This window comes from Pelosinus fermentans JBW45 (assembly GCF_000271665.2).
Classification (GTDB): Bacteria; Bacillota; Negativicutes; order DSM-13327; family DSM-13327; genus Pelosinus; species Pelosinus baikalensis.
In genome coordinates, this window is the sequence record NZ_CP010978.1 from 4502762 (window position 1) to 4518464 (window position 15703).

11 protein-coding genes, 1 pseudogene and 1 riboswitch are annotated in these 15703 nt (G+C 39.6%); of the genes and pseudogenes, 5 read left to right on the top strand and 7 right to left on the bottom strand.

Features of this window, described 5'->3' with window-relative positions; all coding sequences use genetic code 11:
• Positions 1-113 precede the first annotated feature (113 nt).
• The 3 genes and pseudogenes from JBW_RS20085 to gltA all read left to right on the top strand — a co-directional run bounded on the left by JBW_RS20085 (position 114) and on the right by gltA (position 3590).
• Positions 114-1313, top strand: a complete 1200-nt coding sequence (locus JBW_RS20085; RefSeq protein ID WP_007953262.1) for an iron-containing alcohol dehydrogenase — start codon at positions 114-116, stop codon at positions 1311-1313.
• A 61-nt stretch (positions 1314-1374) separates the two neighbouring features.
• Positions 1375-2211 carry a sulfide/dihydroorotate dehydrogenase-like FAD/NAD-binding protein gene (locus JBW_RS20090; protein WP_007953265.1) on the top strand — a complete coding sequence of 279 codons (837 nt, stop codon included), beginning with the start codon at positions 1375-1377 and terminating at the stop codon, positions 2209-2211.
• Positions 2193-3590: pseudogene (gene gltA, locus JBW_RS20095) on the top strand (NADPH-dependent glutamate synthase). Before JBW_RS20090 ends, gltA begins: the two are co-directional and overlap by 19 nt.
• Positions 3591-3674: 84 nt before the next feature.
• On the opposite strand, the gene adhE reads toward gltA, so the two are convergent.
• Complete coding sequence (adhE, locus tag JBW_RS20100; protein WP_007953271.1) at positions 3675-6272, bottom strand: bifunctional acetaldehyde-CoA/alcohol dehydrogenase; 2598 nt, start codon at positions 6270-6272, stop codon at positions 3675-3677.
• Between the two features lie 427 nt (positions 6273-6699).
• Between adhE and JBW_RS20105 the strand changes: the two genes are divergently transcribed.
• Positions 6700-7227, top strand: coding sequence for a DUF3231 family protein (locus JBW_RS20105; RefSeq protein WP_007953273.1), 528 nt, complete (start codon positions 6700-6702; stop codon positions 7225-7227).
• 232 nt (positions 7228-7459) lie between these two features.
• Here the strand turns inward: JBW_RS20105 and JBW_RS20110 are convergent, their stop codons facing one another.
• From JBW_RS20110 to JBW_RS20125, 4 genes are all read right to left on the bottom strand, one after another.
• Positions 7460-8062, bottom strand: coding sequence for an HD domain-containing protein (locus tag JBW_RS20110; protein WP_007953275.1), 603 nt, complete (start codon positions 8060-8062; stop codon positions 7460-7462).
• 305 nt (positions 8063-8367) lie between these two features.
• Positions 8368-9051 carry a radical SAM protein gene (locus JBW_RS20115; protein WP_007953277.1) on the bottom strand — a complete coding sequence of 228 codons (684 nt, stop codon included), beginning with the start codon at positions 9049-9051 and terminating at the stop codon, positions 8368-8370.
• A gap of 55 nt (positions 9052-9106) precedes the next feature.
• A riboswitch (guanidine-I (ykkC/yxkD leader) is annotated at positions 9107-9202 on the bottom strand.
• A 183-nt stretch (positions 9203-9385) separates the two neighbouring features.
• The gene (locus tag JBW_RS20120; RefSeq protein WP_007953279.1) at positions 9386-9763 is read right to left on the bottom strand and encodes a nuclear transport factor 2 family protein; all 378 of its coding nucleotides are present in this window, start codon (positions 9761-9763) and stop codon (positions 9386-9388) included.
• Positions 9764-9872: 109 nt separating this feature from the next.
• Positions 9873-10790 (bottom strand): DUF6612 family protein, encoded by a 918-nt coding sequence (locus tag JBW_RS20125; RefSeq protein WP_007953281.1) that lies wholly within the window; start codon positions 10788-10790, stop codon positions 9873-9875.
• A gap of 484 nt (positions 10791-11274) precedes the next feature.
• Between JBW_RS20125 and JBW_RS20130 the strand changes: the two genes are divergently transcribed.
• Positions 11275-13134, top strand: a complete 1860-nt coding sequence (locus tag JBW_RS20130) for an LTA synthase family protein (protein WP_235334069.1) — start codon at positions 11275-11277, stop codon at positions 13132-13134.
• A 57-nt stretch (positions 13135-13191) separates the two neighbouring features.
• On the opposite strand, the gene JBW_RS20135 is transcribed toward JBW_RS20130, so the two are convergent.
• Positions 13192-14421, bottom strand: a complete 1230-nt coding sequence (locus JBW_RS20135) for a purple acid phosphatase family protein (RefSeq protein ID WP_007953286.1) — start codon at positions 14419-14421, stop codon at positions 13192-13194.
• A gap of 119 nt (positions 14422-14540) precedes the next feature.
• Positions 14541-15449, bottom strand: coding sequence for a helix-turn-helix transcriptional regulator (locus JBW_RS20140; RefSeq protein WP_007953287.1), 909 nt, complete (start codon positions 15447-15449; stop codon positions 14541-14543).
• Positions 15450-15703: the final 254 nt, after the last annotated feature.

The following is a 15703-nucleotide window of genomic DNA, read 5'->3' on the forward strand; positions in this document are numbered from 1 at the left end:
CTGTAAATAGTTATATGTCCGAAAGTTGATGCAGTTCCGAGCTATATTGGCATGATACTTGCTTACTATAGTAAATGCATAGTGCAAAAAAAATATAAAGGCAGGGAATCAATATGTGGGATCAACAAATTGACATTAATCAGGTAGTCGAGATCAGGACAAAAACAACGACGTATTTGGGTGTGGGCGCAATCAATAAAATGTTTGATATTGCCAATATCCTTGTTGAGCGGGGAATTAAGAAGACGGTTATTGTAACAGGAAAAGGTTCACATATTAAGTCAGGTGCTTGGGATGTTGTGAAAAAAGCCCTCGACGAAAAAGGGATCGAGTATATCCTGTATAGTAAAATCACTCCCAATCCTACAGCTGACCATGTCGATGAAGCGGTAGAAATCGCCCGTGATTTTGGGGCGTCAACTGTTATTGCCATTGGTGGAGGCAGTCCAATTGATGCTGGTAAATGTGTTGCCATTCTGCTAGCTTACCCGGATAAAACAGCGCGGGATCTGTGCGAATTTAAATTCGAAGTCGAACAAGCCGTTCCCATCATTGCCATCAATTTGACTCATGGTACGGGTACTGAAGTTGACAGGTTTGCGGTAGTTTCTATTCCTGAAAAAGATTTTAAACCGGCACTGGCCTTCGATTGCATTTATCCGCTATATTCCATTGACGATCCGGCGCTCATGACAAAGCTACCAGCCGATCAAACGTCATATGTTTCAATAGACGCCATTAATCACGTTATTGAAGCAGCAACTACTAAGCTGGGAAATCCTTTCGCCATCACGCTGGCCAAAGAAACAATAGCTATTATTGCCAAATATTTACCACTAGCAAGGAAAAATCCTACTGATCTTACTGCTCGTTACCATCTGCTCTACGCTTCGATGATTGCCGGTGTTTCTTTCGACAATGGTCTTCTTCATTTGACACATGCCCTTGAACATCCGCTCAGCGGTCTAAAACCAGAATTAGCGCATGGCCTTGGTTTAGGAATTATACTACCGGCAGTAGTAAAACAAATTTATCCGGCAAAAGCGAAAATACTTGCCGACATCCTGGCTCCCCTTCTACCCGGACTTAAAGGAACTCCAGACGAAGCCGATAAAGTTTATGAAGATCTTAAACAGTGGCTAACAGAAGCGGGCATCAAAGAGCACCTATCCGAAGAAGGATTCTCGGTACATGATGTTGACAACTTGATCAAACTAGCCTTCGAGACCCCCAGCCTTGGGGCGTTGCTAAGCATGGCACCCATCGAAGCCACTAAGGAAGTTGTCAAGAAAATATATATCGATTCGATGTAATAGATATTTAAGTAGTTCAAGCAGTAAGTGTTTCTTAGGAATTTTCGAAAGGAGTTTGCATATGTACACTGTTACTAAAATAGAAGAATTGTCGCCAGGAGTAAAGGCCTTTGTCATTAAGGCTCCGCTTATTGCTCACAAGTGCCAGCCGGGACAGTTTGTTATTCTGCGCATTGACGAGGATGGGGAGCGTATTCCGTTGACTATTGCTGATTTTAACCGTGAGGCCGGAACCATCAGCCTGATTTTTCAGGAGGTAGGGCGTACCTCCCGACAGTTGGGAGCCCTGTGTACGGGAGAGACCATTCTTGATGTAGCTGGTCCTTTGGGACAAGCCACCCATATTAAACAATTTGGTACTGTTGTCTGCATCGGCGGCGGTATCGGCGTCGCCCCAGTGTATCCCATAGCTCGGGCTTACAAGGAGGCTGGCAACAAAGTGATATCGATTATTGGCGCTCGTAATGCTGATCTCCTGATTCTGGAAAAAGAAATGGCGGCTGTAAGCGATACGCTATATATTACCACTGACGATGGCTCTAAAGGCTGCAAAGGATTGGTCATCAATCCCCTGCAAGAACTGATTGCTGACGGGGAAAAAATCGCCCTGGTAATGGCTATCGGTCCGGTTATTATGATGCGTGGCGTGGCTGATGTCACTCGGCCATATGGTATCCCCACCATTGTCAGCCTCAACCCTATCATGGTTGATGGGACGGGAATGTGTGGGGGCTGCCGGGTAAGTGTGGCTAATCAGAATAAATTTGCCTGTGTGGACGGACCGGAATTTAATGCTCACGAAGTAGACTTTGACGGACTGATGACCAGGCAGCGGATATATCGCGAGCACGAGAAAATGGAACACCGATTTGAGGGGGGATGCTCATGTCATCGTTAAAGAATAAAATGCCTGAACAGTCTCCCCAAGTTCGCCGCCACAATTTTGATGAAGTCGCCCTTGGATACGGAGCGGCTATAGCCAAACTTGAGGCAGCGCGCTGCCTACAATGCAAAACTGCGCCATGCCGCAAGGGATGCCCGGTAGAGGTTGATATTCCCGGGTTTATAAAAGAAATTAAAGGAGGCAACTTTGACACTGCCATCAAGACGATTAAAAAGAAAAATAATCTTCCTGCAGTTTGCGGCCGCGTCTGTCCCCAGGAAGACCAGTGCGAGAAGTTCTGCGTTCTCGGCAAGAAGGGCGAACCAGTAGGGATTGGGCGTCTAGAACGATTCGCAGCTGATTATGCCCTGCAGCAAAACCATGAAGAACAGAACCTGAAGGCAACAGAATAATTAGGGAATGTAGCGGTGATTGGTGCTGGCCCAGCCAGTTTGACGGCGGCCGGCGATCTGGCTGGTATGGGGTATAAGGTAACTGTTTTTGAGGCCTTGCATGCCCCAGGTGGGGTATTAATGTATGGAATACCGGAATTTCGCTTGCCTAAAGACATTGTTCGAAAAGAGATTGCAGCCCTGAAAGACCTGGGAGTTGAGATGGTGGTCAACGCCGTTATCGGTAAAATCTTTACCATTGATGAGTTATTGGCTGATAAAGGCTATGATGCAGTGTTTATCGGTACAGGTGCCGGATTACCGCATTTTATGGAAATACCTGGAGAAAATTTAAATGGAGTATATTCAGCTAATGAGTTTCTCACCCGGGTAAACCTGATGAAGGCTTACAAATTTCCGCAAACTGGAACCCCTGTGCAGGTCGGCAAAGCAGTGGCGGTAATCGGAGGCGGAAATGTGGCCATGGACTCTGCCCGGACGGCACTACGTCTGGGAGCCGAAAAGGTCTATATCGTTTATCGTCGTTCTGAGGAAGAACTACCGGCCCGGGCGGAAGAACTGGAACACGCCATAGAAGAAGGGGTCGATTTTTGCCTGCTGACTGCACCGGTACGGGTTTGCGGTGATGAGCACGGTTGGGTAACAGCTATTGAGTGTATTAAAATGGAGCTGGGTGAGCCGGATGCATCAGGTCGCCGTGCCCCGATTCCTATACCTGACTCAAACTATAACCTGGAAGTAGATACTGTGGTGATGGCTATCGGGCAAGGTCCCAATCCACTGGTTCAAGGCACCACCCCTGGACTAAACGTGAATAAACGCGGCAATATCGCAGCCGATGATCATGGAATGACCTCTAAAGAAGGGGTATTTGCTGGCGGCGATATCGTAACCGGAGCTGCTACCGTGATTTTGGCGATGGGCGCTGGTAAAAAGGCGGCCGCTAAAATCCATGAATACGTACAAAATAAAAGAGCTTGAAATTAGGAATTGAAATAATGCATATGATTAGAAAGGACACATTGAGGAAATTCAATGTGTCCTATTTTCTGATTTTTATAGTGCTTAGACTTTAACGCTTGTTCCTTCAAAAGTATTTATATACATTTGCTTAATTTCACTAATTAACGGATAGCGGGGATTGGCTCCGGTGCACTGATCATCGTACGCTTTTTCGCAAAGTTCATCTAGATAGGCATAGAAGCTCTCTGATGAAACTTTCGCTTCTTTAATCGTCTTAGGTAAGTTTATTTTAGCTTTCAGCTCATCAATTGCCTTTATTAGGCGTTCGACTTTTTCATCGTCTGTTTTTCCGCCAAGTTTCAAAGCATCGGCAACTTCTGCATAAGATGCCTTGGCATTTGGGTATTTATATTGCGAGAAGTAAATCTGTTTGGTTGGTGTATCAGTAGCATTAAAGCGGATTGTTTCATTAATCAGCAACGCATTGGCAACCCCATGCGGAATATGGTATTGTGCGCCCAATTTGTGCGCCATAGAATGACATATTCCTAGGAAGGCGTTGGCGAAAGCCATACCTGCCAAAGTAGAAGCGTGTGCCATTTTTTCTCTGGCTGCAACATTTGTTTGACCCTCAGTATAGCAGATTGGCAGATATTCAAAAATCAATTTTATGGCTTCCAGACACAGCCCATTGGTATACTCAGTTGCCATTCCAGACACTTTGGCCTCTAATGCATGGGTTAACGCATCTATTCCAGATGCAGCCGTCAATCCCTTGGGCATTTTCATCATCATTTCCGCATCAATAATAGCTATATTGGGAGTTAGTTCATAATCAGCCAGCGGATACTTATTTCCTGTGGATTCATCGGTTATAACCGCAAACGGAGTTACTTCCGAACCAGTCCCTGATGAAGTAGGTATTGCAATCATCATAGCTTTTTGTCCCATTACAGGGAAGGGATATACTCTCTTTCTGATATCCATAAAGCGCATAGCTAGATCTTCGAATTTCTGCTGAGGATGTTCGTACAATACCCACATGATTTTCGCTGCGTCCATTGCGGAACCACCGCCAACAGAAATAATAGTATCTGGTTGATACGCGGTCATTTCCGTCGCTCCTTTACGTGCAGTTTCTAGCGTAGGATCAGGCTGCACATCACTAAACACCTTGTAATCAATACCCATTTCCGCGAGAAGTTTTTCAATTCCGGCAATAAAACCAAGATCATAAAGTACCTGATCTGTTACAATGAATACTTTCTTTTTCTTCATATCAGCCAGTTCCTTTAGTGCAACCGGAATACAACCATATTTAAAGTAAATTTTATTAGGAACTCTAAACCAAAGCATATTCTCTCTCCTCTCAGCCACCCTCTTAATATTTATCAAGTGCTCAGGTCCTACATTTGCCGATACAGAGTTCCCGCCCCATGATCCACAGCCAAGGGTTAGGGATGGCTCCAGTTTAAAGTTATAAATATCTCCGATAGCCCCTTGAGAAGAAGGCATATTTATCAAAATACGGCAGGTTTTTAACATTTCCCCCATTTGAGTGATTCTGTCCTGCGAACGGTCCGGATTTGTATACAAAATGGAGGTATGACCATAGCCGCCCAATTCAACCAGCCTAGCAGCTTTTGTAAGCGCTTCCGTAAAATTGCTAGCCTTGTACATGCCAAGTACCGGTGACAGCTTTTCATGAGAAAAAGGTTCTTCCAATTCTACGGATTCAACCTCTCCCACCAGGATTTTGGCTTTTTGGGGAACGTTAATACCCGCCAGACCTGCAATGGTATATGCGCTCTGTCCCACAATGCCCGCATTTAAATTACCATTCTTAAGAATGATTGCTCCAACTTTAGCCACTTCATCTCCTTTAAGAATATACGCACCACGTTTTTCTAGCTCCTCTTTTACCTCATCATAAACCTGCTCCAAAACAACAATCGACTGTTCAGAAGCACAAATCATTCCATTATCAAATGTTTTTGACAAAAGAATAGAGCTTACCGCCATTTTTATATCCGCGGTTTCATCAATAATGGCTGGTGAATTTCCCGGACCTACTCCGAGAGCCGGTTTGCCCGAAGAGTATGCGGACTTTACCATGCCAGGACCGCCAGTAGCCAAAATGACATCGGCTTCCTTCATCGCTATGTTCGTTAATTCAATTGAAGGCTCATCAATCCAACCAATGATTCCTTCTGGGGCACCTGCTTTTACTGCTGCCTCATATACAATTCGCGCAGCTGCTATAGTACAATTCTTGGCTCTTGGATGTGGAGAAAAAAGAATAGCATTTCTTGTTTTAAGTGCAATTAGTGATTTAAATATTGCGGTAGACGTAGGATTGGTAGTGGGAATAACCGCAGCGACAACCCCTAACGGTTCTGCCACTTTAGTTAACCCAAAAGAACTATCTCTTTCAATGATACCGCAGGTTTTCATATCTTTGAATTTGTTGTAGATAAACTCTGATGCAAAGTGATTTTTGATAATCTTGTCTTCCACGATGCCCATTCCCGATTCTTCGACAGCAAGCTTGGCAAGTTCAATACGTGCATTGTTTGCGGCCATCGCCGCTTGTCTAAAGATTTCATCGACCTGCTCCTGTGTAAACGCAGCAAACTTTCTTTGTGCTTCTCTCAATTCCTGAAACTTTTCAAGTAGTTCTGCCTCAGTAATAATTTTCACAAAATGCACTCCTCGCAAAATATTATAAGTTTCACAATAATAAATTTATTGTGAATTATAAACTATATATTGCAAGTAGCATGCCACAATGTTGATAAACTAAAAAACCTATCTCACCTTGCTGTATAAGATAGATTTTTCGCAACATTTATACTTTTCTAGTAGTATCCATATGTAAAAAGACTGTGCAACTATGTAACAAATTTGCATCTTTTTTTATATAGTCTCGGTTACATATCTGACACATACAAGCTACATATGGAAAATATTATTGACTTGTAGGCATGTTGAAGTGGGAACAATCCCTTGGCGAATAACATTCTCTATCTGCTGCCAGCTTCTCGGTGAAGTTCATGAAGATACATGAGTGCTCAAAATCTGGCTATACTAGATGGTAGTTAATATTATGAGGAGGCAGTTGATTTTTATGAATATCTATGAGGTTATTCATGATGTATTTGAACCATTTTTAGATGGCGAAAAAAGACCCTTAAATATTATGGAGGCCACGAATTTATGGTTTTTTCTTGCTATAAGTGAGACAACGATGCGCAATGAAGAAATAGCCCATAATTTAGCTCAAAACCAGGAGCTTAAACAAAAGTTATGGGATGTAAAGGTAAGTGTTCATCAACCAATTGCAAAGGAAATACAAGATTTTCTGCTAGCAGAAAAGGTCCCCTTGCCCAAAGGGACTCCACCAAGACCATTTGGAGATTTTCCACTTATCCCTGATGGAGCAAAATTAAATGACGAAGAAATTGCCAATCTAATGTCTTTTAACCTTCTTCTTGGAATTAATTATGCTACAAGAGGGCTTACAGAGTCCATTCGTGCTGATGTAGGATTAATTTTTTTCAAAATTATTGTTAGAAAAACAATTTTTGGGGCAACAGTAAAAAAACTTATGGATGAACGAGGGTGGCTTCATGCTCCACCTATCTATAAATCGTAAGCTGACTTAATGGGACACGGAGGTACCTTGTTCCAAATAAAGAGGCAAGCTTTAATTTTTTCTTATTTTATCGCTATGTCAAAGTTAAGAGAAACTACTCAAATCTACTAACTAGGTAGACTCTGAGTAGTTTCTCTTTTAGCTAACTCACTTCCCTAGGACATTATTTTCTGGTGCCCATTTTTTTTGCCATCTTTAAGAGGAGCTAGAACCGCGTTATTTTTCCTATTTATTAACTAAAAGTATTCTCCCTCACACCTGGCAGTAAATCATAAATAGACCTGCCAATCTTTTGTTCAAATTTAACCTTATTTTCAAACAGTAGGTTCCATTTGACTGCAGTATGCTTAGTCGTACCATATCGAAGGGCAACATCCACTAATCTTTTTTCCAGTAAGCAAAATCCGGTAGGAAGCGCTAGGCAATCGCACAACTGAATAAGCCAATCATATTCATTATATTCAATGGATGCTATATAGGATTCTAAAAACTGTATTTCCTCTGCTGAACAATCCCACTTACCAGGATATTCATCTAAGTGCTTGAGCCAAAATGAATGGGTAATACAAATCCTTGCAATATCATCGTATCCTTGTTGCTGTAAAAAATGATACCCATCAAGAGAATGACGCATATAAGTTATTCCAGCCCGTCTACCGATATCATGCAAGTATCCCATCACATAGGCGACTTCACTATCAAGCTCAGGATGTACTTTGGCAATCGCCTCAGCAGCTTGAGCAGTAAATAAAGAATGGGGTACCCAATTCCCTGGATTGAGTCTTTCCGCTTCCATTAAGAACTTTGTAGCTGTATCCCTATCGGGAATTCTCATAAATTTTCCACCTCAAATTCAATCTTTACGAAGACCAGATTCTGTTAACTTTTCCAAACTTGATTTATGATAGTCCAATAATTTAAGAAATATCCCGCCACTTATCATATCGAATAAATCAGCTTAACGATTTACATTCGCTGTATCACAATAATCTCCTTGGAATGAAGCGACGGGTCGGTTCTTTCGCTTCTCCGTCAGGTTTCTTCCATGCTTATATTGTGCCATGCATTCGGCATTGCGGTGGGATATACGCGGCCCGAGCAAAAAACATCCTGCTTTACAATGGTAATTTTTATAGTATATCATAAAATAGTATTTGAAATTTCCTCAAATCTTTCATCAGTTATACCAAGTTTTTTCTTAAATCTTTCATCTTCCATTCTTGCCATAATTATCTTGCTCGGAGATATTTCTTTAATAATATTTTTTATCTTCTGAATTGATTCGTCATCATCGTTATAGCCCTTAATGATAGTAACTTCAAATATAAACTTCCCTTTATATTGTTTATTAAAGGAAACCATATTTGAAATATATTCTACTAACGTATACCCTTTAATCGGTCTTTGGACTTTTTGAAAATCTTCTTCTGTTATTACTTTTATCTCTCCAACAACCTCATCACATTTATTAGCAATTTTTATATATTCATCTCTACCTAGTAAATATCCATTAGAAAGCAGCCTTACAGGTAAGCCTTTGCCTTTGATAAAGTCAACAATATCACCAATTTTATCATTTATGAAGGCTTCTCCTTTTGAGTTAATAAAGATTAATTCTGCTTTTGTATTTTCTACCATGCATTCTAGTTCAATCAATGAACTATCCATTTTACCAAATGACTTTTGGGTATCTACCTTATTTTGCGCCCTTCCAATAGGACAAAATATGCAGTCAAAGTTACAATACTTTTCTGGAAGTATATTAACTTCCAGTACCCTTCTTCCATCTTCAATATAAATATCTTTATAACTGAAACCACCCATCACCTTATCCTCCTCAAGAATAAAATAAAAAAAAGCCCAAAAGATATTATTAAATATCTCCCAGGCTTTTATCCTTCCGTGTACACAGTTAACTGTGTGTTTTCTCTCGGACCTGCCAGTTACAAACTGCGGAACCCTAGAAAACTTAAATATATAATTAAATTACGATTTACAAATCTAAAGTCGCAGCTCAATTCTAGCATAACATTAAGATTAAATCAACCAAATGTCAAGGGGACAGGTCCTTTGACACTTGTACCTTTCTTGTCCAATCCATATATTACTTCTATTTTAGCGTTATCATAATAGTAGACATGTAAACGATACACTTTATCTAATTTTCTCCATAAGGCAGATAATGTTTTGATTTTGACTGAAACTCTTTTAAAGAAACAATTTTTTCGTCGGAGCTAAACAAAATAATGGAAACGCCATTAAATTCATCGCGCACCCCGTCAAACTCACACTCGAAATACCATTCTGCCACGGTGCAGTTCCCCTCATGAATGAAATGCTTTATTCTCCATTGCAAAACGGTTCCTCTTTTATTCCAATCGTTAAACCATTTTAAAATTTGGTCAATCCCGTGATATTCAGGTCCATAACATTCACTATAAAAAACTTCATTTGTAAATATATCTTTTAATTGGGCTGATCCTTTAGTAAGCCATGAATTAAAGTACTCTTGAATTTTATCTTCTCTTCTTTTCAAGAATTCCCCACTCCTTAATCAATCTATTCCTCTAAAAAACAAATCCCATATTAAGTGCCTTATAGCATTGAATATTTTTAGATTTTACAACGAAGTCATAGCAATTTTTTCACTTTCTAGGAGTTTCCTTACCTGCCGGTTTGACTTCTTTTGCATTGTCTCGCACATCTTGAGGAATCTCTATAGGATCTACTTGATTATATTTCGAATACGTTATCTGCATATTCAATGTCGATTTTGTTAAAAAATCTTCGATTTGAGTCCTATCCTTTGGATTAGCTATCTCCAAAAACAATCCTGCCCCTTTTCGAATCGGTTCTGTCAAATCCATATCTATTTCTTTTACCATCTTAGTCGCTTTATCAACTTTAACATTATATTTTATATCGCCAGCAGCTAACAACCCAAGCCGTCCTATAGCAATCGTCTTCAACATGTCCCTATCCTGCACATCATTTAGTTTGACAGCTGCACCTATAGCATCACTTATTTGCATACTATCCAAAGTTATTTCCATATATTTATAAGATGGTGTTTCCTTTTTCAGCTTCACCGATTTTATCAACTGCAACATATCCATTCGAGCAGAGACCTTTTCATCCGCTGAAAGTTCTTTGTTCAAAGAAAGATCGATCGGCACAATCTGTTTGATCCATTTCTCGTTACTTAACGTATAAAGCACTAGATTGCCTTGGTTTTGTTCTATATACTGCTTTAACATCACTGTATTTTCTTTATTTTTTACATCACGATACGAAATGTTTATATCTTGTTTGTAGTTCAGCGGTTTTTCCTGGCCTTCCCCATTGATTGCAATTTCCACTTCCCCCATCGGCGTTTCAGCCTTGATCGCCACGTCATAATGCAAGTTGTTTACATCCATCATATTTTTATATACATCGTTCAAATACGCCTTTTCCGGTGACAGCTTTTCCTCGGCAAAAGCAAACGAATTGCTCATCGCCACAAACAACACTCCCCATACTAAAGCAACTCTCCAATTGATCTTTCGTAACAATCCCATCATTCAATCAAGCTCCCTTTTTATAAATTCCGCTGCATCCATACATTACCAGTATATCCCATTTCCTTTTGTTCCCTTACATAATCATAAGCTTCTTTGAAAACAATCCCATATTTCTATTTACCATTAAAATACAAAATTCCTGCAAAGCTAGGCTGTTTTGCAGGAATTTGTCATATATTTTGTTTTTTTGTATTATTGTAGGGAGGTATTTATAGAAATATAATGAATATTAGGATAAAATGATAACTATGTCAAAACTGTATCTAATAGATATTTTAAAGGGAGTTTTACAATTAAAGAAGTAATTTTCAAAGAAACATTTCTCCGTCATAAAAATAAGTTTATTGGAATAGCTGTTCTTTTTTGCATAGAAGCTTATTTTGCGTTTCGATTCTATAGCGGAGAACCAGAAATTCCAACAGGAATCTTCGCTATTGATGTATGCAATGCTCTTTTTCGCGATTTGTTGTTGGCAAGTATATTTATGTTTTTCCGAAAACATATTACGTGGGTTAAACAAGCTGCAAAAGATTACTCTCCAATAGTAATTTTAGCAATTCTTTGGTTAGGTATCTCGATGGTTATTATTAATTCATTAAATTTAAATTTTAGTGCAATAACTATCATGTCAGTTCTTACAGGTGTGATTAATAATGTTATATTCGTACTATTAGCTGGCTACCTATATACTAAACGGAATCATATACTATCTAAAACCATATACTTTCTGTCGTATTTTTTGACCATTTTGATTTTTTATAGTGACACCATATACTTTTTTGTTACATCAACACATATTGAAAGGGTGTTATTTGACAATTTAAACAATTATTCAATAACAGGTGTATTATATACTACAGATAAAATTGTTTTACTCGGCATACTGCTAAGCCTTTTCTTTCTTATGTTATTATTTCGCGCTCCGAAAAAGATGCATAATTTGCATACAAAAAATGTTGGTATCCTTATTATAATGATCTGTATTTTAGCTAATCTTGTTAATTTCGCTACAGCCTACGTGTATCCAAAAGTACTGATGGAAGAAGGGTTTGATGAAGAAGCGGAAATAGAAGAATGCAGAAATCTATCCCGCGATTTGCTTACCAAGTCTGTAACTATCAACTTAATACGAGAATTTTTGCGAAATGACGATAGACATGTGGCAGCTGCCAATCAGCTTTATCGCGTGGCATTTTCTGAACAGGAAACTACGCTGTTAAATGAATTAGGAATTGCTGTTAGCGAGAAACCTACTCCCACTCAAAAAGCTTTTCCATATGAAAAAATAATTGTAATTGTCGCTGAATCTTTTCATCGAGATTACTTGCATTTTTATAATCCACAAATTCCAGCGGAAACAACAGATTTTTGGGATGGTTTAGTAGCTAAGTATCCTCATTTTGATCATTATTACACTTCCAATAAACCTACAACTCAGGGACTTAACTCTATGTTTCTTTCCCAGTCGATCTATTCCGACGAACAATCATTTGAAAACAATGTCACGTTATTCAAAACTCTCGAAAGTAACGGTTATGATACAGTGTTTTTGGAGGCTACTAGCCAATACTATAATGATGAATTCCGAGCATATAAAAAACGGTTTGGGATGCAGACTTACAGAGCAAAAGAAGATTTAGAAAGACAAGGATATGTGGGAAGCACTGGCTGGGGATTCCATAATGACGTAATGTATGATGAAACGATCAGGTTGTTGGAACAAAATCGGGATAATAAACTTTTTATAGCAACTAAGACAATCGATTCGCATCAACCATTTCCGTATTGCGGGCTTCCTGAAAGAGATATTCCAGCGAATATCAAGGAGCAACATAAAAATGTTTATCTGAAAGGAATCTATTGGGAAAATATTACCTTGAAAAAATTTTTCCACGATCTTGAAGAGCGAAATTTGCTGGACGATAAGACTCTTATTGTTATTACGAGTGATCATAATCCTCATCCAAGTCAGAACGACAATTATAAGCGCCTTGGGCAAGACGATTTGCGTTTAAGCCCAGCTCCCATCCCGCTTATCTTTGTTAGTAAAAATTTGCAGCCTTTTGCGAATTTTAGCAGTGCAACATTCGCAAGTCAGATTGATTTCGCACCCACACTTTTAGGGATATTAGGAATTCCTTCACCACCGGAGTTTTCAGGCAGAAATATAATTACTCTCCCTGAAGATCAGGGTTATGCAATTGGATGTGTGGGAGAAACAATTTACTACTGGTCAAAGGGTCGCCAAATAACAACAGACATGTATAGCGGAAAAAGTCAAAATGATTATGAAAAAGCACTAATACATTGGGTTCAAGATTCATATGTCAGATATTTTCAGTAGGGTCAGGTTTGAGCATTTTGTGCTTGATTCACTCTTCTTTCTGGTAGCAGCCGATTGCTATTTATTTAATTCTGTTCGATCAATAAGCTCACCATTTTGCTTAAAAGCAGTGACTTTAAGAGCATCATGTGAGGCTTCAAACACAAGGTAATTCGGCATATCAAGTGGATTATAATAAAGCTCATCCATCGGTTTTTGCGGAGATTTATCCCATACCCTGTCGCCGCTGCGCCCTGTCGAAATATAGATCGTCCCGGCAGGGTCGGATCTGCCATTTTTCAATGCCTTGGTACGCGCGTAGGAATGGACATGTCCGGTAAATACAAGATCAACATGATATTGATCAAACACTGGCACAAAGGTTTGACCAATATCATCAAGCGGCCCATTGAAAGGATGTGTCCAGATACCACGATGCATAAGAACTACCTTCCACCTTTTCTGTGTTTTAGAAAGGTCTTTTGCAAGCCATCTCTGTTGTTGCTCTAGTAAATCAGGATACCATTCCTGTAACTCATTTAATTGTGTATTGAGTACGATAAAATGTACGTCGCCATAGTCATAGGAATAAGCGAATCGTTCCAGGCCTGCCAGACCATTTGCCGGCAGAGCAAAAAGTGAAAGATAGTAATCGGGTTTCGCCATCTTCCAATCGAGACTATATGTCTCGTGATTTCCCATTACCGGAACTACAGGTATTGCTTTTAAAAGCTTCGCTCCTCCATCAAACCAGGCATTCCACTGCGATTCGTCCTGCCCATTATCAACAAGATCACCCATATTAACAAAAAACGCCGCATCCGCGTTATTTTCCCATGCTGTCTGAGCTGTTTTCGCCCAATCTGTATAATCTACTGACTGTGAATCACCAAAAATAAGTGCCTTAAATGATGTTGGCTCTGGCTCCGTCTTGAATTCCATCCATGCAGATTGTCGTTTGCCAACGGAAATACGATATTCATAGTCAGTTCCAGCCGTAAGATTGGTAACATGTGCCGTATAAATCCCAAAGTGTTTTCCCCCATTATATGTAGGCAACTCCACTGCCTCTGCGTTGACCTTTATGATATTTTCAGACTGCTTGGGTCGTACCTCCAAATTTACTGGCTCACCAAACTTTGCTGTCTTCCACGAAATCGTATGCTCATGCTTCATGTCTGCTGTAACCACATGCATGATCTGACCTACATCAGTACCATAACCTATATGCACCAATTTCGACACAGATAAAAAACCTATAGTAGCTATGACGCAAATAAGCATAAAACCAAAGACATATTTTTTCATTTACATCACCTCGTTACTATATCGATTTCCTTTATTATCCACATTGATGCCTCACTTTATCCCTTTCTTAATATAAATCATTTTCTGGTGCGAAAAGACAACGGTATGTCATATTCAAATCAAGATTCATAAATCTTTAATGCTTGTCTTATTCTCTGCGCAATCATGTTACGCATATATTCTGGTTCTAGTACCTCCACCAAACTGCCAAAAGATAGAATATAACTGTAAAGCCATTCTCCTTCAGGAAACTCTACCTCTAAGGTAAGACTGCCGTCGTCGTTTGGGATAAGAAATGAATCATCAAAATAATCATATAATCGATTGATGACCTGAGCTTTAAAACGAAGCTTCAAAGCAATTAAAGGCTGCTCGGAATACCATTCTTCCTTTATTGGTCTTGGCAATACTTTTTTTTCAAACTTTTCCGCTAAGACATCTAACTGTTTTAGCCTGGATATTCGAAAAGTTCTGTGCTTCTGACGTCGCCGACAGAAAGCTAATAGATACCAAGCATTGTTTTTAAAAATAAGTTTTTCTGGTTCCGCTAAACGACTACTGCGGTGACCTTCCCCGTTTACATAGTCAAACTGAATAATATTTTGTTCTAACATGGCCCGTTTTATGTCGTTAAACTTATTTTCTTCATTGGGTAAACTTGCCCAGGAAGAAAAATCTACTTCTACCCAATCATGATTTGAAGCATTCTTGAATAGTGCCCCCATTTTTTCAAGGGCAATATCCAGTTCCGGGTATTGGGTTGCCTGTAAAGTTTTGACCGCCAGCAATAGGTTTTCGCTTTCCCGGTCTGAAAAAATAGCTCTGTTTAATATATAGTTTTCAAGCAGATGTATGCCGCCGCCATTGCCCTTATTCATATACACAGGTATACCTGCCGAAGAGAGCGCATCAATATCCCGATAAATTGTCCGTGTGGAAACACCAAAACGTCCAGCAAGTTCTCTGGCGGTAATCGTTCCCTTATTAAGCAATATGGTTGTGATTTCAAATAATCGGTTGCTTTTCATCTTTTATCACCCAAATTAATTATAGCATTAAATATGACAAACACCTGTCATATTTAATGCTATAATTTTATAAATTACCATAATCCAGCACTAAGCTACGCCACCAAGTCGAGAGCATTCTAACACTTGGGTGTCTATTACGAACATGGCACCAATATCGTGTCATGGGGACGGGCTTACAAATTCCTGCATGGCTAGGCTTGATTTTTGCAGGAGTTTGTCGCTATATGTTGGTTGTTGGTCTCATCCCTCTA